The sequence below is a fragment of the Streptomyces sp. NPDC102467 genome (genome assembly GCF_044765445.1).
Lineage (GTDB): Bacteria > Actinomycetota > Actinomycetes > Streptomycetales > Streptomycetaceae > Streptomyces.
In genome coordinates, this window is record NZ_JBIWKA010000015.1 from 236,337 (window position 1) to 260,628 (window position 24,292).

At 70.9% G+C, this 24,292-nt stretch carries 18 protein-coding genes; 12 read left to right on the top strand and 6 right to left on the bottom strand.

Annotation, left to right across the window (positions count from 1 at the left end):
• Positions 1–2 precede the first annotated feature (2 nt).
• From ACIREE_RS30210 to ACIREE_RS30250, 9 genes are all read left to right on the top strand, one after another.
• The gene (locus ACIREE_RS30210) at positions 3–3,098 is read left to right on the top strand and encodes a family 78 glycoside hydrolase catalytic domain (protein WP_404158979.1); all 3,096 of its coding nucleotides are present in this window, start codon (positions 3–5) and stop codon (positions 3,096–3,098) included.
• Between the two features lie 209 nt (positions 3,099–3,307).
• On the top strand, positions 3,308–4,327 hold the full coding sequence (locus ACIREE_RS30215; protein ID WP_404158982.1) for a LacI family DNA-binding transcriptional regulator: 1,020 nt from the start codon (positions 3,308–3,310) through the stop codon (positions 4,325–4,327).
• A gap of 89 nt (positions 4,328–4,416) precedes the next feature.
• Positions 4,417–5,709, top strand: coding sequence for an extracellular solute-binding protein (locus ACIREE_RS30220; RefSeq protein WP_404158985.1), 1,293 nt, complete (start codon positions 4,417–4,419; stop codon positions 5,707–5,709).
• The gene (locus ACIREE_RS30225) at positions 5,706–6,608 is read left to right on the top strand and encodes a carbohydrate ABC transporter permease (RefSeq protein WP_404158988.1); all 903 of its coding nucleotides are present in this window, start codon (positions 5,706–5,708) and stop codon (positions 6,606–6,608) included. The genes ACIREE_RS30220 and ACIREE_RS30225 overlap by 4 nt, the downstream gene beginning before the upstream one ends.
• Position 6,609: 1 nt before the next feature.
• The gene (locus ACIREE_RS30230; protein WP_404158990.1) at positions 6,610–7,443 is read left to right on the top strand and encodes a carbohydrate ABC transporter permease; all 834 of its coding nucleotides are present in this window, start codon (positions 6,610–6,612) and stop codon (positions 7,441–7,443) included.
• 8 nt (positions 7,444–7,451) lie between these two features.
• Positions 7,452–8,540, top strand: a complete 1,089-nt coding sequence (locus tag ACIREE_RS30235) for a glycosidase (protein WP_404158992.1) — start codon at positions 7,452–7,454, stop codon at positions 8,538–8,540.
• Positions 8,537–9,754 (top strand): Gfo/Idh/MocA family protein, encoded by a 1,218-nt coding sequence (locus ACIREE_RS30240; protein WP_404158994.1) that lies wholly within the window; start codon positions 8,537–8,539, stop codon positions 9,752–9,754. The genes ACIREE_RS30235 and ACIREE_RS30240 overlap by 4 nt, the downstream gene beginning before the upstream one ends.
• Positions 9,751–11,343, top strand: a complete 1,593-nt coding sequence (locus ACIREE_RS30245) for a glycoside hydrolase family 13 protein (protein ID WP_404158997.1) — start codon at positions 9,751–9,753, stop codon at positions 11,341–11,343. The genes ACIREE_RS30240 and ACIREE_RS30245 overlap by 4 nt, the downstream gene beginning before the upstream one ends.
• Complete coding sequence (locus ACIREE_RS30250) at positions 11,333–12,712, top strand: phosphomannomutase/phosphoglucomutase (protein WP_404158999.1); 1,380 nt, start codon at positions 11,333–11,335, stop codon at positions 12,710–12,712. Before ACIREE_RS30245 ends, ACIREE_RS30250 begins: the two co-directional genes overlap by 11 nt.
• Positions 12,713–12,731: 19 nt before the next feature.
• Here ACIREE_RS30250 and ACIREE_RS30255 read toward each other — a convergent pair whose 3' ends face one another.
• From ACIREE_RS30255 to ACIREE_RS30280, 6 genes are all read right to left on the bottom strand, one after another.
• Positions 12,732–13,766 (bottom strand): LacI family DNA-binding transcriptional regulator, encoded by a 1,035-nt coding sequence (locus tag ACIREE_RS30255; protein WP_404159001.1) that lies wholly within the window; start codon positions 13,764–13,766, stop codon positions 12,732–12,734.
• A complete protein-coding gene (locus ACIREE_RS30260; protein ID WP_404159004.1) occupies positions 13,759–14,079 on the bottom strand; it encodes an L-rhamnose mutarotase in 321 nt (106 codons plus the stop codon). Before ACIREE_RS30260 ends, ACIREE_RS30255 begins: the two co-directional genes overlap by 8 nt.
• 21 nt (positions 14,080–14,100) lie before the next feature.
• Positions 14,101–15,204 carry a rhamnose ABC transporter substrate-binding protein gene (gene rhaS / locus ACIREE_RS30265; protein ID WP_404159007.1) on the bottom strand — a complete coding sequence of 368 codons (1,104 nt, stop codon included), beginning with the start codon at positions 15,202–15,204 and terminating at the stop codon, positions 14,101–14,103.
• A 50-nt stretch (positions 15,205–15,254) separates the two neighbouring features.
• Complete coding sequence (locus ACIREE_RS30270; protein WP_404159010.1) at positions 15,255–16,274, bottom strand: ABC transporter permease; 1,020 nt, start codon at positions 16,272–16,274, stop codon at positions 15,255–15,257.
• Positions 16,267–17,322, bottom strand: a complete 1,056-nt coding sequence (locus ACIREE_RS30275; protein WP_404159013.1) for an ABC transporter permease — start codon at positions 17,320–17,322, stop codon at positions 16,267–16,269. The genes ACIREE_RS30270 and ACIREE_RS30275 overlap by 8 nt, the downstream gene beginning before the upstream one ends.
• A 103-nt stretch (positions 17,323–17,425) precedes the next feature.
• Positions 17,426–18,937 carry a sugar ABC transporter ATP-binding protein gene (locus tag ACIREE_RS30280; RefSeq protein ID WP_404159016.1) on the bottom strand — a complete coding sequence of 504 codons (1,512 nt, stop codon included), beginning with the start codon at positions 18,935–18,937 and terminating at the stop codon, positions 17,426–17,428.
• Between the two features lie 375 nt (positions 18,938–19,312).
• Between ACIREE_RS30280 and rhaI the strand changes: the two genes are divergently transcribed.
• From rhaI to ACIREE_RS30295, 3 genes are all read left to right on the top strand, one after another.
• On the top strand, positions 19,313–20,479 hold the full coding sequence (rhaI, locus tag ACIREE_RS30285) for an L-rhamnose isomerase (RefSeq protein ID WP_404159019.1): 1,167 nt from the start codon (positions 19,313–19,315) through the stop codon (positions 20,477–20,479).
• 88 nt (positions 20,480–20,567) lie between these two features.
• Positions 20,568–22,613, top strand: coding sequence for a bifunctional aldolase/short-chain dehydrogenase (locus ACIREE_RS30290; protein WP_404159022.1), 2,046 nt, complete (start codon positions 20,568–20,570; stop codon positions 22,611–22,613).
• Between the two features lie 172 nt (positions 22,614–22,785).
• A complete protein-coding gene (locus ACIREE_RS30295) occupies positions 22,786–24,231 on the top strand; it encodes a rhamnulokinase family protein (protein WP_404159025.1) in 1,446 nt (481 codons plus the stop codon).
• The last annotated feature ends 61 nt before the right edge of the window (positions 24,232–24,292 follow it).

The window sequence follows — 24,292 nt, forward strand, 5'->3', positions numbered from 1 at the left end:
AGATGAGCAGCGACATCCGCCGCAGGACCGTGCTCGCCGCGACCGCGGGCGCTGTGCCCGTCGTGGCCGCCGCCGGCACGTTCGCGAGCACCGCACCCGCCCAGGCGGCGCCCCCCGCCCCGGTGAGCGACGGCGGCGCCGTCACCGGATTGACCGTCGAGCACCTCGCTCAGCCGCTCGGGACGGACGCCGCCCGCCCCCGCTTCGGCTGGCGCCTCGGATCGCAGGCGCGCGGGCATGCGCAAGGCGCGTTCCGGATCCGGGTCGCGTCGTCGGCCGCGAAGCTCGCCGGGTCGCGGCCCGACGTCTGGGACAGCGGCCGGGTGGCGTCGTCCGACTCGGTCGCCGTGCTGTACGACGGGCCCGAACTCAAGCCGTCCGTACGGTACTTCTGGACAGTGTCGGTCTGGGACGCCAAGAACCGCCCGGTCGGCACCGCGCCCGCCGCGTCGTTCGAGACGGGGCTGCTGAGCACCGACGGCGTCACCAACTGGGACGGCGCGCAGTGGATCGGCATGAAGGGCAAGACCCCGAACTCGGCGGGCGCGCCTCTGGTCCGCTGCGAGACACCGCTGCGCAAGGGCAGGATCAGCGAGGCGCGCCTGTACGTGACCGCGCTCGGCGTCTACGAGGCGTATGTGAACGGTGAGCGCGTCACCGTTCCGCAGGACGGCGGCCGCACCGTCGAGCTGCTCACGCCGGGCTGGACGAACTACGACATGACCGTGAACTACCTGACGTACGACGTCTCGGACCTGGTCGCGGCCGGCCGGCCGGTGACGCTCGCCGCGGTCCTCGGCAACGGCTGGTACAACGCGCGCGTCTCGGAGGGCAGTGCCTACTACTCGAAGGACGGCAACCCGCTCGCGTTCAAGGCCAAGCTCCTGCTCCGCTACGCCGACGGCTCCACGCAGAGCATCGTCACGAAGCCGGGCGACGGCTGGAAGGCCACCGACACGGGCCCCTACCGCGCCGACGACATCTACGACGGGCAGACGTACGACGCCCGCATGGAGTTGGACGGCTGGGCGGCGAACGGCTTCGACACCAAGGGGTGGGCGGAGGTCGAACAGGTCGGCTACGCCGCGAAGTTCCCCGACGCGAAGCTCACCGCGTATCCCGGCGAGAGCGCGCGCCTGATGGCGAAGTGGGACCGTCGCCCGCAGTCCCTCACGGTCTACAGCGAGGTCACCGGCGCGTCGTCGAGCGCCAACGGCAAGGGCCGCGTCGTGCCCGACCCGGCCCGCTCGACGAGCGGCGTTCCGGGCCCCGTCGCCCTGCGCGCCGGCGACACCGCCGTCTTCGACCTCGGCCAGAACATGGTCGGCGTCCCCCGCTACACCCTGCGCGGCCCGGCGGGCGCCCAAGTCGTCGTCAAGTTCGCCGAGATGCTCAACGACGACAGTGCGGGGGCGGACGGCCCGGTGGGCTCGGTGTACCGCGCGAATCTGCGCAGCGCCAAGGCCACGAGCACGTACGTCCTCAAGGGCGCGAAGGGCGGCGAGACGCACCAGGACTCGCTCACCTTCTACGGCTTCCGCTATGTGTCGGTGGAGGTGACGACGCCCGGCGCCGAGGTCACCGTCTCCGGTCTGACGGGCAAGGTCGGTACGTCGGCCATCCGTGACACCGGCAGCGTCAGCACCGACGACGACTCCATCAACCAGCTCATCAGCAACGTGCGTTGGGGCCAGCGCGGCAACTATCTGTGGGTGCCGACCGACTGCCCGCAGCGCGACGAGCGCCTCGGCTGGACCGGCGACACCCAGGTCTTCTCGAACACCGGCCTCTACAACACGGACGCCGTCGCGTTCCTCAGCCACTTCGAGTCCATCCTGATCGAGTCGCAGAAGATCTACGGGGTGGACGGCGCCCAGTTCACCGCGGTGGCGCCGGGCAACCGGTACAACGCGGCGGCGCCGTGCAGCGGTTGGGCCGACTGCGGCGTGATCGTGCCGTGGACGGTGTGGCAGATGAGCGGCGACGCCACCATCGTCGACCGCAGCTGGGACGCGATGGTCCGCTACATCGACTGGATCCGGCAGAAGGGCGGGGACACCTACGCGGGGCAGGGCGCGATCTTCGCCGACTGGCTCGCGTTCCAGAACACCGGCACCCAGCTGATGAGCGACGTCTACTACGCCTACAGCGTGCGGCTGATGGCGCAGATGGCGCGGGCCACCGGGCGCACCGCCGAGGGCAAGGCGTACGACGATCTCCTCGGCAACATCCGGCGCGCGTTCATGGCCAAGTACGTGGAGACCGACGGCGACAAGATCACCGTACGGTCGAGCCTCGGCGGCAAACCGCAGATGGGCGGTGAGCCCGAGGACAACAGCCAGTCCGCGCTGCTGTGGGTCCTCAAGCTCGGCTTCTACGACACGCAGGCGCAACGGCGTGCGCTGGTGGGCCTGTTGGCGCACAACATCGGCAACGACGCCGCGTACAAGGCGGCCCACCCCGACAGCGCGCGCGTCGCGTACGCGGAGAACACCCTGTCGGTCGGCTTCCTCGGCGTGAACGTCCTCGCGCCCGTCCTGACCGATGAGGGCCGCGCCGACCTCGCGTACAAGCTGCTCCACCAGAACGCCATGCCGTCGTGGCTGTACTCGGTGGAGAACGGCGCGACGACGGTGTGGGAACGCTGGAACTCGTACTCGAAGGAGGACGGTTTCGGTCCCGTCGAGATGAACTCCTTCAACCACTACTCCTACGGCGCGATCGCGGAGTGGATGTACGCATACATGGCGGGCATCGCCCGCGACCCCGACCACCCCGGCTTCCAGAAGTTCCGCCTCCAGCCGCATCTGGACCCGACGGGCGGCATCACCCGCGTGACGGGCCGTCACCTGTCCCCGTACGGCGAGATCACGAGCGCGTGGTCGCTGGCCAAGGACGGGACGCTGACCTACGAGGCCGTCGTCCCCGCGAACAGCGAGGCGACTCTGAGCCTGCCCGCGGTCTCGGCGTCCGCCGTACGTGAGGGGCGCACCCCGCTGGCCTCGGTGGCCGGGGTGCGGTTCGTCGGCTTCGAGGACGGCACGGCCACGTACCGGCTGCCGTCCGGGCGGTACCAGGTGACCAGCACGGTGCGCTGACGCGTACCCGAGCACGCGGGTGAGGGGCCGGACGGGCGCGTCCGGCCCCTCACCCATGCCCCTCACCCACCCCGGGGGGTGACGCGGATCACAACTGAAGAACCCTTGACGGCTCCTCGTTCAAACCGGTTTAGTCGGCCCCGTTCAGCGATTCAAACCGGTTTGAACGCGGGCCGCTCCGGCGGCCCGTCGAGAGGGAGTCCGCCGCCATGGCACGCAAGCCCACCATCGCCGACGTCGCACAGCGTGCCGGCGTCTCGCGCGCCACCGTGTCGTTCGCCCTCAACAACCGGCCCGGAGTCGCCGAGGAGACCAAGGCCCGGATCATGGCCGCAGCCGCCGAGCTCGGCTGGACGCCCAGCCGTCCGGCGCGGGCCCTGTCGCTGGGCAAGGCCGGGGCCTTCGGGCTCGTCCTGGCCCGCGAGCCGGAACAGATCGGCACGGACCTCTTCTTCCCCGCGTTCATCGCGGGTGTCGAAACCGTGATCGGGCAGCGCGGCGACGGGCTCATGGTGCACGTCACCACGCCCGAGCGGGAGCGCGGCGTGTACGAGCGGATGGCGGCGGAGCGGCAGGTGGACGGCGTCCTCCTGACCGACCTGCGCAGCGACGACCCGCGCCCCGCGCTCCTGCAAGAGCTCGGACTGCCCGCCGTCGTGGTCGGCCGGCCCGAGTGGGGGGACGGTCTGACGGCGGTCAGCCTCGACGACGAGCCCGCCTACGCGGCAGCGGTCCGGCGCCTCGCCGACCTGGGGCATCGCGCGATCGCCCACGTCGAGGGCCCCAGGGAACTGCGGCACGCGGGGCGGCGCCGACTGGCCTGGGAACAGACGCTGGCCGCGCTCGGACTGCCCGAAGGGCCCGTACGTCCCGGCGGGTTCAGCGCCGAGGGCGGCGCCCGCGCCACCCGGGAACTCCTCGCCCTCGCCGAACCGCCGACCGCGATCGTCTACGGCAACGACCTGGCCGCCATGGCCGGGCTCTCGGTCGCCCAGGAACTGGGCGTCCGCGTGCCGGACCAGCTCTCCGTCGTCGGCTACGACGACACCCCGCTGACCCGCTACACCTACCCGCCGCTCGCCTCCGCCCGTGCGGACGCCCGCGGCTGGGGCGAGGCGGCGGCCCGCGCCCTGGACGCGGTCATCGCCGAGGGCGTGGTGGAGCACGTGGAGCTGGCGCCCGCCGAGTTCGTGCCCCGCGCCTCGATAGGGCCCGCCCCACGCCGCTGACGCGGGGACACCACGTTCCGGTCGCGTTCGCGCCGACCGGCCATTGCGCACGGCGACGAGGCCGCGCGTGAACAGTTCGGAGATCCATCATGTTGAGGAGAACGGCGTACGCGCTGCTCGTACTCGCGCTCGCGGGCACGGCGACAGCCTGTGGCCGGTCGGCACCGGATCCGGCCACCGCCGCGGACGCGCGCGGCCCGATCACCGTCTGGCTGTCCAACAACGCGCAGGAAGTGCAGTGGGGCAAGGCCATGGTGGCGGCATGGAACAAGCACCATCCCGGCCAGCACGTCACCGCGCAGCAGATTCCGGCGGGCAAGACGTCCGAGGAGGCGATCAGCGCCTCGATCATCGCCGGGACCAGCGCTTGTCTGGCCTTCAACACCTCACCGGCGGCGGTGCCCACGTTTCAGAAGCAGAACGGGCTCGTCTCCCTGAGCGACTTCCCCGACGGTGACGCGTACATCACGAAGCGCGGCGGTTCCCTCACCGGCCAGTACAAGTCGGCCGACGGAAAGTTCTACCAACTGCCCTGGAAGAGCAACCCCGTGATGATCCTCTACAACAAGAAGCTGTTCAAGAAGGCCGGTCTCGATCCCGAGCACCCGAAGCTCGCGACGTACAAGGAGTTCCTCCAGACGTCGCGCACGCTCGTGCACAGCGGCGCCGCGAAGGCCGCGATCTGGCCGTCGCCCAGCAGCGACTTCTTCCAGCCCTGGTACGACTTCTACCCGGCGTTCGCCGCGCAGAGCGGCGGCAAGCAGCTCATCGAGAACGGCAAGCCGCAGTTCGACTCGCCCGCGGGACGTCACGTCACCGATTTCTGGCGGACGTTGTACAAGGAGAAGCTGGCCCCGCAGGAGGCCTACCCGGGCGACTCGCTCAACGACGGCAAGGCCGCGATGGCCACGGTCGGGCCGTGGGCGGTCTCCGCGTACAAGAACAACGTGGACATCGGTGTCGCGCCGGTGCCGACCGCCGACGGCGGCGCGGGAAAGTACTCGTTCAGCGACGAGAAGTCCGTCTCCATGTTCAGCTCCTGCGAGAACCGGGGCACGGCCTGGGACCTGCTGAAGTTCGCGACCTCCGCGCAGCAGGACGGCGCCTTCCTCACCGCCACCGGTCAGATGCCGATGCGCACCGACCTGACGTCGAAGTATCCCGGCTTCTTCACGGCGGAGCCGACGTACAAGGCCTTCGCCGAGCAGGCCGAGCACGTCGTGGAGGTGCCGAACGTGGCGGGCTCCGTCGACATCTGGCAGACCTTCCGCGACGCGTGGACGAAGTCGGTCGTCTTCGGCCGCGAGTCGACCCGCTCGGCGCTGCGGGACGCCTCGTCCGACATCACCGGCCTGATCAACGAATACGGGGACCCGTCATGAGCTCCCTCACCCGGCCCGCTCCGCGCAAGGGCCGTACCGGCTCACGGATCGGCGCGCTGTTCGTGTCGCCGTACGTACTGTTCATCCTGGTGGTCTTCGCCGTCCCGCTGGTCTACACGGTGTGGATCTCCTTCCACCGCTTCTACTTCACGGCGCCCGGCACCGACATCGACTCGCCCTGGGTGGGTCTGGCGAACTACCGGGACGTCTTCACGGACCCCGTCGTCGGCCAGGCGTTCCTCAATATCGCGATCTTCCTGATCATCAACGTGCCGCTCACGGTGGGCGTCTCCCTGGTGCTGGCCTCCGCGCTGAACGCGAAAATACGCGGCCGTACGTTCTTCCGTGCCGCGTTCTACCTCCCGTACGTGACCGCGAGCGTCGCCCTTGTCGCCGTGTGGCAGTTCCTGTTCGGCTCGGACGGGTTCGTCAACCAACTGCTCGGCTCGCACGCGCCCGATCCGTCGTGGCTGGTCAACTCGCATCTGGCGATGCCGATGATCGCCGTGTTCGTCACCTGGAAGCAGCTCGGCTTCTTCGTGATGCTGTACCTGGCGGCGCTGCAGAACGTCGGGGGCGAGCTGTACGAGGCGGCCTCCGTCGACGGCGCGGGCCCTGTCCGGAAGTTCTTCTCGGTGACAGTGCCCGGCGTGCGGCCCGCGACGACGCTCGTCGTGATCTACGCGATCATCACCGGCGCCAACCTGTTCAGCGAGCCCTACCTGCTGACCGGGGGCGGCGGCCCCGACCACGCCTCCACCTCACCGGTGCTGCTGATGTACCAGAAGGGCATCGAGCAGGGGCACCCCGACTTCGCGGCCGCGCTCGGCGTGGTCCTCATCGCCTTCGTCATGGTCGTCTCGCTCGTCGCCCGCAAGCTCTCCGAGAGGGGCAACTGACATGCGTGGAACGCTCGGCGGGAAGATCCTGCGGTACACCCTGCTCTCGCTCGGTGCGCTCGCCTTCCTCTTCCCCTTCTACTACATGGTCGTCGGCTCACTGCGCGGGACCACGGCCGGCGACCTCTCCGCGGCCGTCCCCTCCGGCCTGACCGGCGCCAACTACACCGCCATCAACGGCGCGATCTCGCTGGGCCGTTCGCTCCTCAACTCGGGGATCATGACGATCGGCGTCCTGGTCTGCACCCTCGTCTTCGGTGTGCTCGCCGGATACGGTCTCGCCGTCCTGCGCTTCCGCGGCAAGGGCGCCGTCTTCGGCGCGCTGCTGCTGGTGCAGATGGTCCCCTTCCAACTCCTCACGCTGCCGCTGTACGTCCTGGTCGTCCGCGACTACGGGCTCGGCGACAACTACCTCGGCATGATCCTGCCGTTCGCGATCAACTCCACAGCGGTGTTCCTGTTCCGCCAGTTCTTCCTCTCGATGCCGGTGTCCCTCTTCGAGGCGGCCCGTATCGACGGCGCGAGCGAACTGCGCATCCTGTGGCGGATCGCGCTGCCGATGGCCCGGCCCGCGGTGCTCACCGCGCTGCTGCTCACCTTCATCGGGCCGTGGAACGAGTTCCTGTGGCCGTTCCTCGTCACCAAGAACGCCGACATGCAGCCCCTCGCGGTCTCCCTCGCCAGCTTCCTCTCCAACCTCCAGGGCACGGTCGCCAATCCGGCGGGCGCCCTGCTGGCCGGCGCCGTCGTGCTGGCCGTCCCCGCGGTGATCCTGTTCCTGCTGTTCCAGCGCCACTTCACCTCGACCGACATCGACTCTGCGACCAAGGGCTGAACTTCTCCATGAGCACCACCACCGAAGGCACCGCAATCCCGTACCGCCTCGTCCGCAAGGGCGTCGTCATGTCGCCGCTGGCCGGCGAGGCGAACGAGGCCGACGGCGTCCTCAACCCCGCCGCGGGCCGCACCCCGGACGGCACGCTGCACCTGCTGCCGCGCCTGGTCGCGGAGGGCAACGTCTCGCGGGTCGGCCTCGCCGAGGTCACCTTCGACGAGGCGGGCGTCCCGAACGGCGTCGAGCGCCGCGGCGTCGTCCTCTCCCCCGACGAGGGCTGGGAGCGCGGCAAGAACAACGCCGGCGTCGAGGACCCGCGGGTCACCTGGGTGCCGTCGCTCGGCACGCACGTGATGTCGTACGTCGCCTACGGCCCGCTCGGCCCGAAGCCCGCGCTCGCCGTGTCCGAGAACCTGACCGACTGGATCCGCCTCGGCCCGATCCAGTTCCAGTACCAGGCCGACCTGGACACCGACCTCAACCTCTTCCCGAACAAGGACGTCGTCCACTTCCCCGAGCCCGTGCCGGGCCCGGACGGCGAGATGGCCTACGCGATGCTGCACCGCCCGATGTGGGACCTCGGCTGGTTCCGTCCCGGCGAGGGCGTGCACCTGCCCGCCGGTGTCACCGACGAGCGCCCCGGCATCTGGATCTCGTACGTGCCGGTCGCCGAGGTCGAAGCGGACATCCGCGCGCTGACCCGGCCGCGCGATCACCGGCTCGTGGCGCTCTCCGCGTTCCCCTGGGAGGAGCTGAAGATCGGCGGCGGCCCTGCCCCGATCCGGGTCCCCGAGGGCTGGCTGCTGATCCACCACGGCGTCTCGGGCACCATCGACAACCCGTGGGAGCAGAACCAGAAGGTGTCGTACGCGGCGGGCGCGATGATCCTCGACCCGGCCGACCCGTCACGGGTGATCGCCCGCTCAGACCAGCCGCTGATGGCGCCGGAGACCGAGGAGGAGCGCTCGGGCACCGTCCCGAACGTCGTCTTCCCGACCGCGATCGAGAAGATCGACGGCGAGCTGTACGTCTTCTACGGCATGGCCGACGCGCACATCGGCGTCGCCCTCCTGGAGCGCACGGAGCACACGGCATGACCGGCGGCGCCCACGCACCGCTCGGCATCGGCCTCGTCGGCTGCGGCGGGTTCGCGGAGTTCGTGCTCGACGCCGTGGCCGGTCTGCCGGGCCTGCGCCTGGCCGCGGTCGCCGACCCGTCGCCCGACCGGGCGGCCCGGCTCGGCGCGCGGCACGGTGTCCCGGCGCTCGCCTCCCTTGACGAGCTGCTCGAACGAGACGACGTGGCAGCCGTGTTGATCGCCACGCCGCCCGCCACCCATGCGGCGATGGCCCTGACCGCGCTGCGTGCGGGGCGCCACGTCTTCTGTGAGAAGCCGCTCGCCACCACGACCGGGGACGCGGCGGCGGTCGCCGCCGAGGCGCGTCGCTCGGGCCGCGTCCTGGTCGTGGACCATGTGCTGCGCTACAACCCGCTGCTGCGGGCCGTGGAGCGGCTGACCGCACAGGGGCTGCTCGCGCCCGCGCGCCGCTTCCTGTTCGAGAACGACGCCTCCGACGAGGATCTGGGCCCCGACCACTGGTTCTGGGACCCGGCGCACAGCGGGGGCATCTTCATCGAGCACGGCGTCCACTTCTTCGACGCCGCGCGGGCGCTGCTCGGTTCGGACCCGGTCGGTGTCCGGGCGACGGCCGTGCGCCGCCCCGGCGGCCCGGTCGACATGGTGAGCGCGGATGTCGTCCATCCCGGCGGGGTGCTCGCCTCGCACCTGCACTCCTTCACTCACGCGCACCGCGCGGAGCGTCAACTCATGCGCCTCGACCACGGGTTCGCGGAGACGAGAATCAGCGGCTGGATCCCGGTCCACGCGGAGTTCTCGGCCTGGACGGACGACGACGGGGCCCGCCGTTGGGCACAACTGCCTCATGCCCTGAACGAGTTGACGCGCGTCGACGGTTTCCGGGCGCACGGTGAGGAGCGCCTCACCGTGCACGTCGAGCGGGACGCGGGTTCCGCCGCGCCGGCCCGCGGACGCGGCGAGGAACGCAGGGTGCCGCACCACGTGCGCGCCGTCCTCGACCTGGGCGGCGAGGCCCGCAAGCCGTACGTGTACGCGCAGAGCGTGCGCGCGGCCATGGCCGATCTGGTGCGGGCGGTGCGCGAGGGCACCGCCCCGGTGGCGGACGCCGCCGGCGGGCTCGCCGCCGTCGCGGTCGCCGAGGCGGCCACGGTCGCCGCCGACACAGGTGTCGCCCAGCCGGTGCCCCACATCTCCCTGGAGGTCTCGGCGTGAGCTGGTGGCGGGACATGGTCTGTTACGAGGTCTACCCGCGCGCCTTCGCGGACTCGAACGGCGACGGGGTCGGCGATCTCCCCGGGGTGACCGCGCGTCTGGAGCACATCAAGGACCTGGGCGCGGACGCCGTGTGGATCACGCCGTTCTATCCGTCGCCGCTGGCCGACGGCGGCTACGACATCGCCGACTACACAGGTGTGGCCGGAGATCTCGGCACCGCTGAGGATTTCACCGAACTGACCCTGCGAGCCCACGAGTTGGGCTTGAAGCTGCTGGCCGACCTCGTGCCGAACCACACCTCCGACCAGCATCCGTGGTTCCGGGCCGCGCTCGCGGCGGCCCCCGGTTCGGCGGAGCGACAGATGTACCTGTTCCGGCCGGGCCGGGGCGCGGACGGTGAACTGCCGCCCAACGACTGGCAGTCGGCGTTCGGCGGACCGGCCTGGACCCGGGTGCCGGACGGCGAGTGGTACTGCCATCTGCATGCCCCCGAACAGCCGGACCTCGACTGGCGTAACCCGAAGGTGCGGGACGCGTTCACCGGCGTACTGCGGCACTGGCTCGACCGGGGCGTGGACGGCTTCCGCGTCGATGTGGCGCACGCCCTGTTCAAGGCGGAGGGGCTGCCGGACGCGGGCCCCGGACAGCACACCGACCCGTGGCGCAACCACCTGATGCCGTACTACGACCAGGAGGAGCTGCACCCGCTCTACCGCGAGTGGCGGGCGCTGCTCGACACGCATCCCGCGCCGCCCGGCGCGGTGGCGCCGCCGGACCGGGTGATGGTCGCCGAGTCGGCCGTCTTCGACCCGGCGCGGCTCGGCCGGTACATCAGGCACGACGAGATGCACCAGGCCTTCAACTTCGCGTTTCTGGAGGCAGCTTGGGACGCGGTGGAGTTGCGCGCGGTCGTCGACGGTTCGTACGCCGTGCCGGGCAGCGCCGTCACCTGGCTGCTCTCCAGCCATGACGCGGTCCGCCCGGCGACCCGGCTCGGCTCGCTGCGCCGCGCCCGTGCGGCCGCGCTGCTGATGCTGGCGCTGCCCGGATCCGCGTACCTCTACCAGGGCGAGGAGCTCGGCCTGCCGCAGGCGGAGATTCCCGATGACCGCATCCTCGACCCGCTGTGGGAACGCTCGGGCCGCACCGAGCGCGGCCGCGACGGCGCCCGGGTACCGCTGCCCTGGTCCGGCGAGCACGCGCCGTACGGGTTCAGCACGGCTGCGCCCGGCGGGACGTGGCTGCCGCAGCCCGACGGCTGGGCCGCACTGACCGTCGCCGCGCAGCAGCGGGACCCGGCGTCGACGCTCGCCCTGTACCGGAAGGCGTTGCGCCTGCGCCGCGCGCATCCGGCGCCGGACCCCACGGCGCCGCCCGCCTGGCTCTCCGCGCCGGACGACCCGGTGCTCGCGTTCCGGCGCGGCGAGCTGGTCTGCGTCGTCAATCTCGGCGCGGAGTCCGTACCGCTCGGGCTGCCGGGCCGCCCGGCGCTGGCGAGTGGCCCGCTCGACGGGGACCGGCTGCCGCCCGACACCGCCCTGTGGCTGATCGACCCCTCTTGTGAAGGACGCGCCGATGACCTCTGACCCGACTTCCCGCACCGATCTGTCCGGGCTCGTGAAGGCGTACGACGTGCGTGGCGTCGTTCCCGACCAGTGGGACGAGTCGACGGCCGAACTGTTCGGGGCCGCGTTCGTGCGCGTCACGCGGGCCGACGCGATCGTGACGGGCCATGACATGCGTCCCTCGTCCCCCGGTCTCGCCCGGGCGTTCGCCCGCGGGGCCGCCGCACAGGGCGCCGACGTCACCGAGACCGGTCTCTGCTCGACCGACCAGCTCTACTTCGCCTCGGGCGCGCTCGGCCTGCCCGGCGCGATGTTCACCGCCTCGCACAACCCTGCGCGCTACAACGGCATCAAGATGTGCCGGGCGGGCGCGGCGCCGGTCGGCCAGGACACCGGCCTCGCCGAGATCCGTGAACTCGTCGAGGAGTGGAGCGAGTCGGGCGCCCCCGAGCCGGCCGCGACGCCGGGAACCATCACTGCGCGGGAGACGTTGGAGGAGTACGCGGCGCACCTGCGCGGCCTCGTCGACCTCACCGCCATCCGCCCCCTGAAGGTCGTGGTCGACGCGGGCAACGGCATGGGCGGGCACACCGTGCCGACCGTCTTCGACGGCCTGCCGCTCGACCTCGTACCGATGTACTTCGAGCTGGACGGCACCTTCCCGAACCACGAGGCGAACCCGCTCGACCCGGCCAACCTCGTGGACCTGCAAGCGCGAGTACGCGCCGAGGGAGCCGATCTCGGGCTCGCCTTCGACGGTGACGCGGACCGCTGCTTCGTGGTCGACGAGAACGGCGACCCCGTCTCCCCGTCCGCCATCACCGCCCTGGTCGCCACACGCGAACTCGCCAAGCACCCGGGCGCCACCGTCATCCACAACCTCATCACCTCGCGTACGGTGCCCGAGGTGATCCGCGAGGCGGGCGGCACGCCGGTCCGTACGCGGGTCGGACACTCCTTCATCAAGGCCGAAATGGCCCGCACCGGCGCCGTGTTCGGCGGCGAGCACTCCGCGCACTACTACTTCCGCGACTTCTGGAACGCGGACACCGGCATGCTGGCGGCTCTGCATGTGCTCGCAGCGCTCGGCGCGCAGGAGGCGCCGCTGTCCGCGCTGACCCGCGGCTTCGAGCGCTACTCCGCCTCCGGCGAGATCAACTCCACCGTCGCCGACCAGGCCGGGCGCCTCGCCGCGATCAAGGCCGCGTACGGCGACCGCGACGGCATCACCCTGGACGAACTCGACGGCCTCACGGTCACCTCGGCCGACTGGTGGTTCAACGTCCGCCCCTCCAACACGGAGCCGCTGCTGCGGCTCAACGTGGAGGCGCGGGACGAGGAGACGATGCGGGCCGTGCGGGACAAGGTCCTGACGACGGTACGCGGCTGAGACAACGGCGGCGCAGAGGTCAGCCGATTCCCCTGCTGGAGCCCCGCACCACCAACTCCGGTCGCAGCACGACATGTTGGTGCCGGTGGTCGGCGGCACGCTCGCCCGTCTCCTGCAGCAGCAGCTCCGCCGCGATGGCGCCCAGAGTCAGCGCGGGCTGGCGCACCGAGGTGAGCGGGACCGTGGCGGCCGCCGCGAACTCGATGTCGTCGTAGCCGACGATGGAGATGTCCTCGGGGACCTTGACCCCGGCCGCGTACAGGGCCTGCAGAACGCCCAGGGCGAGCAGGTCGTTGGCGCAGAAGACCGCTGTGGGGCGCTGCGCCAGGCCGAGGAGGCGGGCGCCCGCGTCGCGGCCCGCGGCCACGTCGAGCCGCTCGGTGGGCAGTTCGCGCAGCAGGTCCTCGGGCAGGCCCGCCTCGGCGAGCGCCTTCAGGGCCCCCTCTCTGCGGTCCTGCACCTGTTTGAGGTGCGCCTGGCCGCTGACGAAGGCGAGGGAGCGATGGCCCCCGGCGACGAGGTGCCGGACGGCGAGCGCGCCGCCCGACACGTCGTCGACGGAGACCGAACACCCCGCGCCGTCCTCGTTGGCCCCGGCGACCCGGTCCACGAGCACGTACGGGATGCCGTGGCGGCGGAAGTCGCGCAGGGTCGCGCCGCTCGGGTCGGCCGGGGTGATCAGGGCGCCGCGCACCCGCTGTTCGGCGAAGAGCGACAAGTACTCGGCCTCCTCCGACGGGTTCTGGGCGCTGTTGCACACCATGACGCCGAGCCCCGCGTCGCGCGCGGCACGCTCGGCGCCGCGCGCGACGTCCACGAAGAACGGGTTGCCCATGTCCAGGACGAGCAGCGCCATGATCCGGCTGTGCCCGGCCCGCAGTTGACGGGCGTACTCGCTGCGCACGTAGCCGAGCCGTGCGATGACCTGCTGGACGTGGCGCCGGGTCGGTTCGGAGACGCGGTGGGGCTGGTTGAGGACGTTGGAGACGGTGCCCACGGAGACTCCCGCTTCGTGGGCCACGTCCTTGATGCCGACCGACGCACGCTCACGCAAGGTGGAATACCTCGGTGAGCGGGCGCATCGCGGCGTCCGGGTCCTGCCCGTCCAACTCCTCGAAGAACGCGCCCATTTCGGCCTGCCACCGGGCGTTCACCTCGGTGGCGTCCATGGCGGCGCGGGCCTTGTCGAAGTCCTCCGTCTCCAGGTAGCCGACGAGGAGCCCGTCGTCCCTCAGAAAGAGGGAGTAGTTGTGCCAGCCGGTGGCGGTCAGTGCCTCCCGCATCTCCTGCCACACGTCCTCGTGGCGGACGCGGTACTCGTCGATCCGGTCGGCCTTGACCTTGAGCAGAAAACAGACGCGCTGCATCGACACTCCTCAGAACCTGGATCAGAACTTGAACTGGTCGATGTTGTTCTTGTCGAAGACGGTCGGCTTGCCGAGGGAGACGACGCCGTCCTTGCCGATGGTGAACTCGCCCAGGTCACCGGCCTTGTACTGCTCGCCTTCCTTGCCGGTGATCCGGCCGGACTCCAGGGCGACGGCGGTGTGGGCGGCGAGCGCGCCCAGCTTGGCCGGGTCCCACAGCTCGAACGCGTCGACGGTGCCGTTCTTGACGTAGGCGCGCATGTCGTTCGGGGTGCCGAGGCCGGTCAGCTTGACCTTGCCCTTGTACTTCGAGCCCGACAGGTACTGGGCGGCGGCCTTGATGCCGACGGTGGTCGGGGAGATGATCCCCTTCAGCTTCGGGTGCTCCTGGAGGAGCCCTTGCGTCTGCTGGAACGACTTCTGGGCGTCGTCGTCACCGTAGGCGGTCGTGACGAGCTTGATGTCCTTGTACTCGGGCTTCTCCAGCTCGTCCTTCATGTAGTCGATCCACGTGTTCTGGTTGGTGGCCGTCTGGGCCGCCGAGAGGATCGCGATCTCGCCCTTGTTGCCGATCTGTTTGGCCATCTGCTGGACCTGCGTGCGGCCGAGGTCCTCGGCGCTGGCCTGCGAGACGAAGATGTTGCGGCAGTCGACCTTGGTGTCGGAGTCGTACGTGACGACGCTGACGCCGTTCTTCATGGCCTGCTTGAGTGCCGTGCACAGGGCGCCCGGGTCCTGCGCGGACACGGCGATGGCGTCGGCCTGCTGCTGGGTGAGGGTGTTGACGTAGGAGACCTGTCCCGAGGTGTCGGTGCCGCTGCTGGTACCGACCTCCTTGTATGTCGAGCCGAGCTCCTCGACCGCCTTCTTGCCGCCCTTGTCGGACGTGGTGAAGTACGGGTTGTTGACCTGCTTGGGCAGGAAGGCGACCGTGAGGCCCTTCTTGGTGGCAGCGTTCGGGTCGGCCTTGCCGGCGGCGTTGGACTTGGCCGCCCCCTTGTCGGCGTCGTCCTTGGTGGTGCCACCGCAGGCGGTGACACCGAGGACGAGGGCCGTGGTGACGGCGAGCGCGGCGGAGAGCCGACGGGTTCTGGCGGTCACAGAAGGGGAAAGGGTCCGGGACATGGCGGTTCCTTACGGGTGGTGGGCTGTACGGAGCTGAGGGCGCGGGCGTGTTACGAGGTGGCCGGTGTCGGTGGCGGGGCAGCGGCTGTTCTGCGGCGGGCCCTGGACTGAGCGACCTGGCGGCCGACGCGCGGGGCGAGCACGGAGATCACCAGGAGGACGCCGGTGACGACGATCTGGGACTGCGCGGAGACGTTCAGCAGGCTCATCACGTTCTGCAGCGAACCGAGCAGGAAGACGCCCGCGATGGCGCCGCCGAGGGTGCCCTTGCCGCCGTCGAAGTCGATACCGCCGAGCAGCACCGCCGCGATGACGGAGAGTTCGAGCCCGGTGGCGTTGTCGTAGCGGGCGCTGGCGTAGTGCAGCGCCCAGAACACCCCGGTGAGCGCGGACAGCACGCCCGTCGTCACGAACATGGACAGCTTGAGCCGCTTGACGCGGACGCCGGAGAACCGGGCCGCCTCCTCGCTGGCGCCGATCGCGAAGAGCGAGCGCCCCACGCGGGTGGCGTGCAGGACGACGACGGCGATGGCGAGCAGCACGATGAACGGCAGCGCCGCACGCGGCAGGAACGTGTCACCGAAGCGGCCCGCGCCGAAGTCCAGGTACTGCGTGGGGAAGTCGGTCACCGAGTCGGAGCCGAGGACGATCTGGGCGATGCCGCGGTAGGCGGCCATGGTGCCGATGGTGACGGCGAGCGAGGGCAGGCCGAGGCGGGTCACGAGCAGACCGTTGACGAGGCCGCAGACGACGCCGAGGAGCAGGCAGAGCGGGATGATCGTCTCGATCGCCATGCCGTTGTTCCACAGCGCGCCCATGACGGCGCCGGACAGACCGGCCGTCGAGCCCACCGACAGGTCCACCTCGCCGGAGATGACCAGCATCGTCATCGGCAGCGCGATCAGGGCGATCGGCAGTGTGTTGCCGATCAGGAACGAGATGTTGAGCGCGTTGCCGAAGTTGTCGACGAACGAGAACGAGCAGAGCAGCAGCACGATCAGCAGGGCGCCGACGGCGGTGTCCCAGCGCACGACGTTTTTCAGGGATTCGGCCTTGAGGGTGTCAGGCATGGCGGGCGCTCCTCATCTGTGCGGCCTGCTTGCGCAGCACTGCGGCGACCCGCAGGGCCAGGATCCGGTCGACGGCGATGGCGAGCAGCAGCAGGACGCCGTTGATGGCGGTGACCCAGACGGAGCTGACGCCGATGGCCGGCAGGACGCTGTTGATGGAGGTCAGCAGCAGGGCGCCGAGGGCCGCGCCGTAGACGGTGCCCGAGCCTCCGGTGAAGGCGACGCCGCCGACCACGACGGCGCTGACGACGGTGAGTTCGTAGCCGTTGCCGGTGGCGGAGTCGACGTTGCCGAAGCGGGCGAGGTAGAGGGCCCCGGCGAGTCCGGCGAGCGCGCCGCACAGGACGTAGGCGGTCATGATGCGCTTGCGGACCGGGACACCGGCGAGGGTGGCGGCCTCGGGGCTGGAGCCGAGCGCGTACATGTCGCGGCCGCTGCGGTAGCTGCGCAGGTAGTAGCCGACGCAGAGCAGGACGGCGACGGCGAGGAGCGCGAGGTAGGGCACGATCCACAGGCCGTCGTGGCCGAAGTCGACGAAGGTGTCGGGCAGGTCGGCGGCGACGATCTGCTGCGAGCCGACCCAGATGGAGTCGATGCCACGCACCACGTACAGGGTGCCGAGGGTGACGACGAGGGCGGGGACCTTGCCGAGGCTGACGAGCGCCCCGTTCAGCACGCCGAAGACGGCGCCGATCGCGACGGCGTAGAGCACGGCGATCAGTGAACTGCCGCCTCCATGGAGGTAGTCGCCCGCGGCGAAGGCGGAGATGCCGAGCACGGAGCCGACGGACAGATCGACGTTGCGGGTGATGACGACGACGGCCTGGCCGGTGGCGACGAGGACCAGGATGGTGGCGTTGAGGAGGAGATCCTTGACGCCCTGCTCGGACAGGAACTCGGAGTTGGAGACCTGGGTGGCGAGCAGCATCAGGACGAGCACACCGGCGACGGCCAGTTCGCGCGCCTTGAAGACCTTGTCGATGAGGCGGCGCCCGGCGGTGGGCTCGGGGACGGTGTCTTCCCGTACGGGTGGAGCGGTCACGGTCACGTTACGTCCAGCTCCCTCAGGGGCGCGGGGAACGGCGCGAGCAACCACGACGCACGCGCGCCCGCCCACGAACGAGCAACAAACAACGGCGAATAGGCGGACATCAGGCAGCCCTCCCCGTAGCCGCGGCCATGACGGTTTCCTCGGTGGCTTCGGCGCGGGTCAATTCCGCCGCGAGGCGGCCTTCGTGCATGACGAGCACCCGGTCGGCCATGCCGAGGATCTCCGGCAGATCGGAGGAGATCATCAGGACGGCGACGCCCTCGGCGGCGAGCGAGGACAGCAGCCGGTGCACCTCGGCCTTGGTGCCGACGTCGATGCCGCGCGTCGGCTCGTCGACGATGAGGACCTGCGGCCCGGTGGCGAGCCACTTGGCGAGGACGACCTTCTGCTGGTTGCCGCCGGACAGGGTGCCGACGACGTCGGCGAGGCGCGCGTACTTCACCTGGAGCTTGACGGACCAGTCGAGGGAGCGGCTGCGCTCGGCCTTGCGGTTCATCAGTCCGGCGCGGCTGGTGCCGGCGAAGCCGGTCAGGCCGATGTTGCGCTCGATGGACATGTCCATCACCAGGCCCTGGGCGCGGCGGTCCTCGGGGACGAGCGCGAGCCCGGCGTGCATCGCGAGGCTCGGGGCGCCGGGCTTGAGCTTCTGGCCGAGCACCTCGACGGCGCCGCCGTCGAAGCGGTCGACGCCGAACACGGCTCGGGCCACCTCGCTGCGGCCGGCTCCTACGAGCCCCGCGAGGCCGACGATCTCGCCGCGCCGCACCTCGAAGGAGATGTCGGTGAAGACGCCCTCGCGGGTCAACCGGCGGACGCTGAGCGCCACTTCACCGATCTCGGTGTCCTGCTTGGGGTAGAGCTCGTCGAGGTCGCGGCCGACCATGCGGCGCACGAGGTCGTCCTCGGTCAGGTCGTCGAGGGGTTCGCTGGCCACCCATGCGCCGTCGCGCAGCGTCGTGACGCGCTGGCACAGGCCGAAGATCTCCTCCAGGCGGTGCGAGATGAACAGCACGGCGGCGCCCTGCTCGCGCAGCGTCCTGACGACGCCGAACAGGCGGGCCACCTCGCTGCCGGTGAGCGCTGCGGTCGGCTCGTCCATGATCAGGACGCGGGCGTCGAAGGAGAGGGCCTTGGCGATCTCGACGAGCTGCTGGTCGGCGATGGACAGGCCGCGCGCGGGCTGGTCCGGGTCGAGCGCGACACCGAGCCGCTTGAACAGCGCCGTCGTGGCCTCCTTGACCGCGCGGTGGTCGACGCGGCCGAGCGAGCGGCGCGGCTGGCGGCCCATGAAGATGTTCTCGGCGATCGACAGGTCGGGGAAGAGCGTGGGCTCCTGGTAGATGACGGCGACGCCGGCGTCCCGGGCGTCGGCGGGGCCGTGGAACTCCACCGGGGCGCCGTCGAGCAGGACCGTGCCGGTGTCGGGCCTGTGCACCCCGGCGAGGGCCTTGATCAGGGTCGACTTGCCGGCGCCGTTCTCCCCGGCGAGGGCGTGCGCCTCTCCGGGGTACAGGCGCAGGCTGACGCCGCGCAGGGCGCGCACCGCGCCGAAGGACTTGCTCACCCCCTCCAGCGCGAGCACCGGAGTGGTCTCCGGTTCAGGATGCGTCATTGCATGTCTCCGTGAGTGTGCATGAGTGGGCCTGGCCGTGCCGGGCGCACGGGAGTGGCTGAGAGCGCCGGGTGGATCACCGGCGGTGAAATGTTTCAGTGAAGTTGCCCGGAAGCTAGCTCCGTCGCTCCTGACAGGTCAAGGGGCCGGAGTGGACCCGATCCACCCGGCTGCGGTGAATTGCCCGCTTCACCCACCCCCGCACTCGCGTGAACTGCGAGGAAAAGGCTGGGAAGACCGCCGGGAATCCCGGAACAGCACGATTGCGTAACGCACTTGGCCGCACACCGGGCGCCGCCGGACCCCTTGACTGCCGGATCGCCCGGGGTTAACTTCCCCAGCGAAGTGAATCGATTCACGCACTCAGAGGTGGACATGCCTGACATCGCTGCCGTCAAGGCCGCACTCGCCGATCAGCGGATCGAGACGCCGTCCTGGGGTTACGGCAACTCCGGCACCCGGTTCAAGGTGTTCGCCCAGGCCGGCGTGCCCCGCACGCCCCAGGAGAAGCTCGACGACGCGGCGAAGGTGCACGAGTTCACCGGTGTCGCGCCCAAGGTGGCGCTGCACATCCCGTGGGACACCGTCGACGACTACGCGGCGCTCGCCGCCTACGCGAAGGAGCGCGGCGTCGAGCTCGGCACCGTCAACTCCAACACCTTCCAGGACGACGACTTCAAGCTCGGCAGCGTCTGCCACCCGGACCCGAAGGTGCGCCGCAAGGCCGTCGGCCACCTCCTGGAATGCGTCGACATCATGGACGCCACCGGGTCCAAGGACCTGAAGCTGTGGCTCGCCGACGGCACCAACTACCCCGGCCAGGACGACATCGTGGCCCGCCAGGACCGCCTCGCCGAATCCCTCGCGGCGGTGTACGAGCGGCTCGGCGACGACCAGCGGCTGCTCCTCGAGTACAAGCTCTTCGAGCCCGCCTTCTACACGACGGACGTGCCGGACTGGGGCACCTCGTACCTGCAGTGCCTCAAGCTCGGCGAGCGGGCCCAGGTCGTGGTGGACACCGGGCATCACGCACCGGGCACCAACATCGAGTTCATCGTCGCGCTGCTGCTGCGCGAGGGGAGGCTCGGCGGCTTCGACTTCAACTCCCGTTTCTACGCGGACGACGACCTGATGGTGGGCTCCGCCGACCCCTTCCAGCTCTTCCGCATCCTGCACGAGGTCGCCAAGAACGGCGGCTTCGACGCGGAGACGAACGTGGCGTTCATGCTCGACCAGTGCCACAACATCGAGGCGAAGATCCCCGCGGTCATCCGCTCCGTGATGAACGTGCAGGAGGCCACCGCCAAGGCCCTCCTCGTCGACCGCGACGCCCTGGCCACGGCCCAGCGCGAGGGCGACGTCCTCACGGCCAACGCCGCTCTGATGGACGCCTACAACACCGATGTACGCCCGCTGCTGCGCGAACTGCGCGAGGAGCAGGGCCTGAACCCCGACCCCGTCGCCGCGTACCACGCCAGTGGGTGGCAGGAGCGGATCGTGGCCGAGCGGGTGGGCGGCGAGCAGGCCGGCTGGGGGGCGTGAGCGCGCCCACCGTCCGCTTGTCGTCGCGGGTGTGAGCGCCCCACCCGCGGCCCCGCCCCCTCCCGCCTCCCTATCGAAGGAACCCGCAATGTCCTCCGCCACCCCTCCCGAAGTCGCCGCGCTTTTGGAGCGCTCGAACCGCCTGGGCTCCGACCCCCGCAACACCAACTACGCCGGCGGCAACACCTCCGCCAAGGGCACCGACACCGATCCGGTGACCGGCACGGACGTCGAGTTGATGTGGGTCAAGGGCTCCGGCGGCGACCTGGGCACCCTCACCGCGGCCGGCCTCGCCGCGTTGCGTCTGGACCGCCTGCGGGCGCTCACCGAGGTGTACCCGGGGGTGGAGCGCGAGGACGAGATGGTCGCCGCGTTCGACTACTGCCTGCACGGCAAGGGCGGCGCCGCGCCGTCCATCGACACCGCCATGCACGGCCTGGTGGACGCCGCCCACGTCGACCACCTGCACCCGGACTCCGGTATCGCCCTGGCCTGTGCGGCCGACGGCGAGAAGCTGACCGCCGAATGCTTCGGCGAGAAGGTGGCATGGGTGCCGTGGCGGCGCCCCGGCTTCCAGCTCGGCCTGGACATCGCCGCGCTCAAGGCCGCGCACCCCGAGGCCATCGGCTGTGTGCTCGGCGGGCACGGCATCACCGCGTGGGGCGACACCGCCGAGGAGTGCGAGGCGAACTCGCTGTTCATCATCCGCACCGCGGAGACGTTCCTCGCCGAGCGCGGCAAGCCCGAGCCGTTCGGTCCGGCCATCGAGGGATACGCGGCCCTCGGCGCGGCCGAGCGCCGGGCACGGGCTGCCGAACTCGCACCGCTCGTCCGCGGGTTGGCCTCCGGCGACCGCCCCCAGGTCGGGCACTTCGACGACTCGGAGACCGTCCTCGACTTCCTGGCGAGCGCCGAGCACCCGCGCCTCGCCGCGCTCGGCACCTCCTGCCCCGACCACTTCCTGCGCACCAAGGTGCGCCCGCTCGTCCTCGACCTGCCACCGTCGGCCGAACTCGACACCGTGACGGGCCGGTTGAGGGAACTGCACGCCGAGTACCGCGAGGAGTACGCCGCCTATTACGCGCGGCATGCCACGCCCGACTCGCCCGCGATGCGCGGCGCGGACCCCGCCATCGTGCTCGTCCCCGGCGTCGGCATGTTCAGCTTCGGCAAGGACAAGCAGACGGCGCGCGTCGCGGGCGAGTTCTACCTGAACGCGATCAACGTGATGCGGGGCGCCGAGGCGGTCTCCACGTACGCGCCCATCGAGGAGTCCGAGAAGTTCCGTATCGAGTACTGGTCCCTCGAAGAGGCCAAACTCCAGCGGATGCCGAAGCCCAAGGCCCTCGCCACGCGCGTGGCCCTCGTGACAGGCGCGGGCAGCGGTATCGGCAAGGCCATCGCGCACCGGCTCGCCGCCGAGGGCGCCTGTGTCGTCGTCGCCGACCTCAACGCCGAGGGCGCGGCCGCGGTCGCCGCGGAACTGGGCGGCCCGGACAAGGCCGTGGCGGTCGAGGTGGACGTCACGTCGGAGGAGCAGATCGCCGAGGCGTTCCGCGCGGCGGCCCTCGCCTTCGGCGGGATCGACCTGGTCGTCAACAACGCCGGCATCTCCATCTCCAAGCCGCTCCTGGAGACGACGGCCAGGGACTGGGACCTCCAGCACTCCATCATGGCCCGCGGCTCCTTCCTCGTCTCCCGCGAGGCGGCCCGCGTCATGCGGCAGCAGGGCATGGGCGGCGACATCGTCTATATCGCGTCCAAGAACGCCGTGTTCGCCGGGCCCAACAACGTCGCCTACTCGGCCACCAAGGCCGACCAGGCCCATCAAGTACGGCTCCTCGCAGCCGAGTTGGGCGCTGACGGCATCCGCGTCAACGGCGTCAACCCGGACGGCGTCGTGCGCGGCTCCGGCATCTTCGCGGGCGGCTGGGGCGCGCAGCGCGCGGCGACGTACGGCATCGAGGAGGAGAAGCTGGGCGAGTTCTACGCCCAGCGCACCCTCCTCAAGCGCGAGGTCCTCCCGGAACACGTGGCCAACGCGGTGTTCGCCCTGACCGGCGGGGAGTTGACGCACACGACGGGCTTGCACGTCCCGGTGGACGCGGGGGTCGCGGCGGCGTTCCTGCGGTGACCTGAAAAGGGGGCGCCGGGCAACCGGCGCCCCGCCGGGGGCGCGGGGAATCGAGCGAGCAACCACGACGCCCCCGCACCCACCGCCCGGCCGCGCCCCGCCAGGGGCGCGGGGAACCGCGCGACCAGCCGTCCACGACGCGCACACGACCGACTCACCGCACGGAGCCCCGATGACCACCACCCCCTACGCCGCGATAGACCTGGGCGCGTCGAGCGGCCGAGTCATCACGGCCCAGGTCACCCCGAACACCCTGAACCTCACCGAAGCGCACCGTTTCCCGAACAGACCGGTCCGCACAGGACCCGCCCTCCACTGGGACATCCTCAGCCTCTACGCGGGCATCCTGGACGGACTGCGCAAGGCGGGCCAGGTCCGCTCCGTCGGCATCGACAGCTGGGCCGTCGACTACGGCCTCCTCGACGCGGACGGCGCCCTCCTGGGCAACCCGTTCCATTACCGGGACACCCGCACGGAGCACACCGCCGAGAAGATCTGGGCAAGCGTGCCCCCGGCCGAGCTGTACGCCACGACAGGCCTCCAGTACGCCCCGTTCAACACCTTGTACCAACTCACGGCAGCCCGCGAAACAGCCCAACTCCAAGCGGCGCGACACGCTTTGCTCATCCCGGACCTCCTCACGTACTGGCTCACGGGACAGCGGGGCACCGAGCTGACCAACGCCTCCACCACCCAGCTCATCGACCCCCGCACGCGCGACTGGGCACAGGACATCGCGGCCCGCGCCGGCATCGACCTGACTCTGTTCCCGCCGCTGCGCCACCCCGGCGACCGGGCCGGCGAGCTCCTCCCCCACATCCTGGACGAGACGGGCCTCACCGGCCCCGTCCCGGTGACGACCGTGGCCTCGCACGACACCGCGTCGGCCGTCGCCGCGGTCCCGGCCACCGGCGGCGAGAACTTCGCGTACATCTGCACCGGCACCTGGTCCCTGGCGGGCCTCGAACTCGACGCCCCTGTCCTGACCGAGGCGAGCCGCGCCGCGAACTTCACGAACGAACTCGGCATCGACGGCACGGTCCGCTACCTGCGCAACATCATGGGCCTGTGGCTGCTCCAGGAGTGCCAACGAACCTGGGACGAGCCGGACTTGTCGGAGCTTCTCGGCGCGGCCGGGCACGCCACCGGACTGCGCTCGGTCATCGACGCGGGCGACGCCGCGTTCCTCGCCCCCGGCTCCATGCCGGACCGGATCGCCGCGGCCTGCCGCGTGACCGGTCAGCCCGAGCCCCGCACCCGCGCCGAGACGACCCGCTGCATCCTCGACTCGCTCGCTCTCGCACACTGCCGGGCCGTCACGGAGGCGGCCCGGCTGGCCGATCGCCCGGTCGACGTCGTGCACATCGTCGGCGGTGGCGCCCGCAACGCGCTGCTCTGCCAACTGACCGCGGACGCCTGCGGGCTGCCTGTGGTGGCGGGCCCCGCGGAGGCCGCCGCGCTGGGCAACGTCCTCGTCCAGGCGCGCGCCGACGGCGTCCTCGGCGACCGCGCGGCGATGCGCCGACTGGTCGCCGACACCCAGCGGCTGACGCGTTACACGCCCCGCGGCGACCGCTCCGGGTGGGCGGCGGCCGAGGCCCGTGTCGCCGGCTCGTGACCGGGAACCGCTCACGACGTACCCTGCACCCATCCGATGACCGAGCCGAATCAACCGAGCC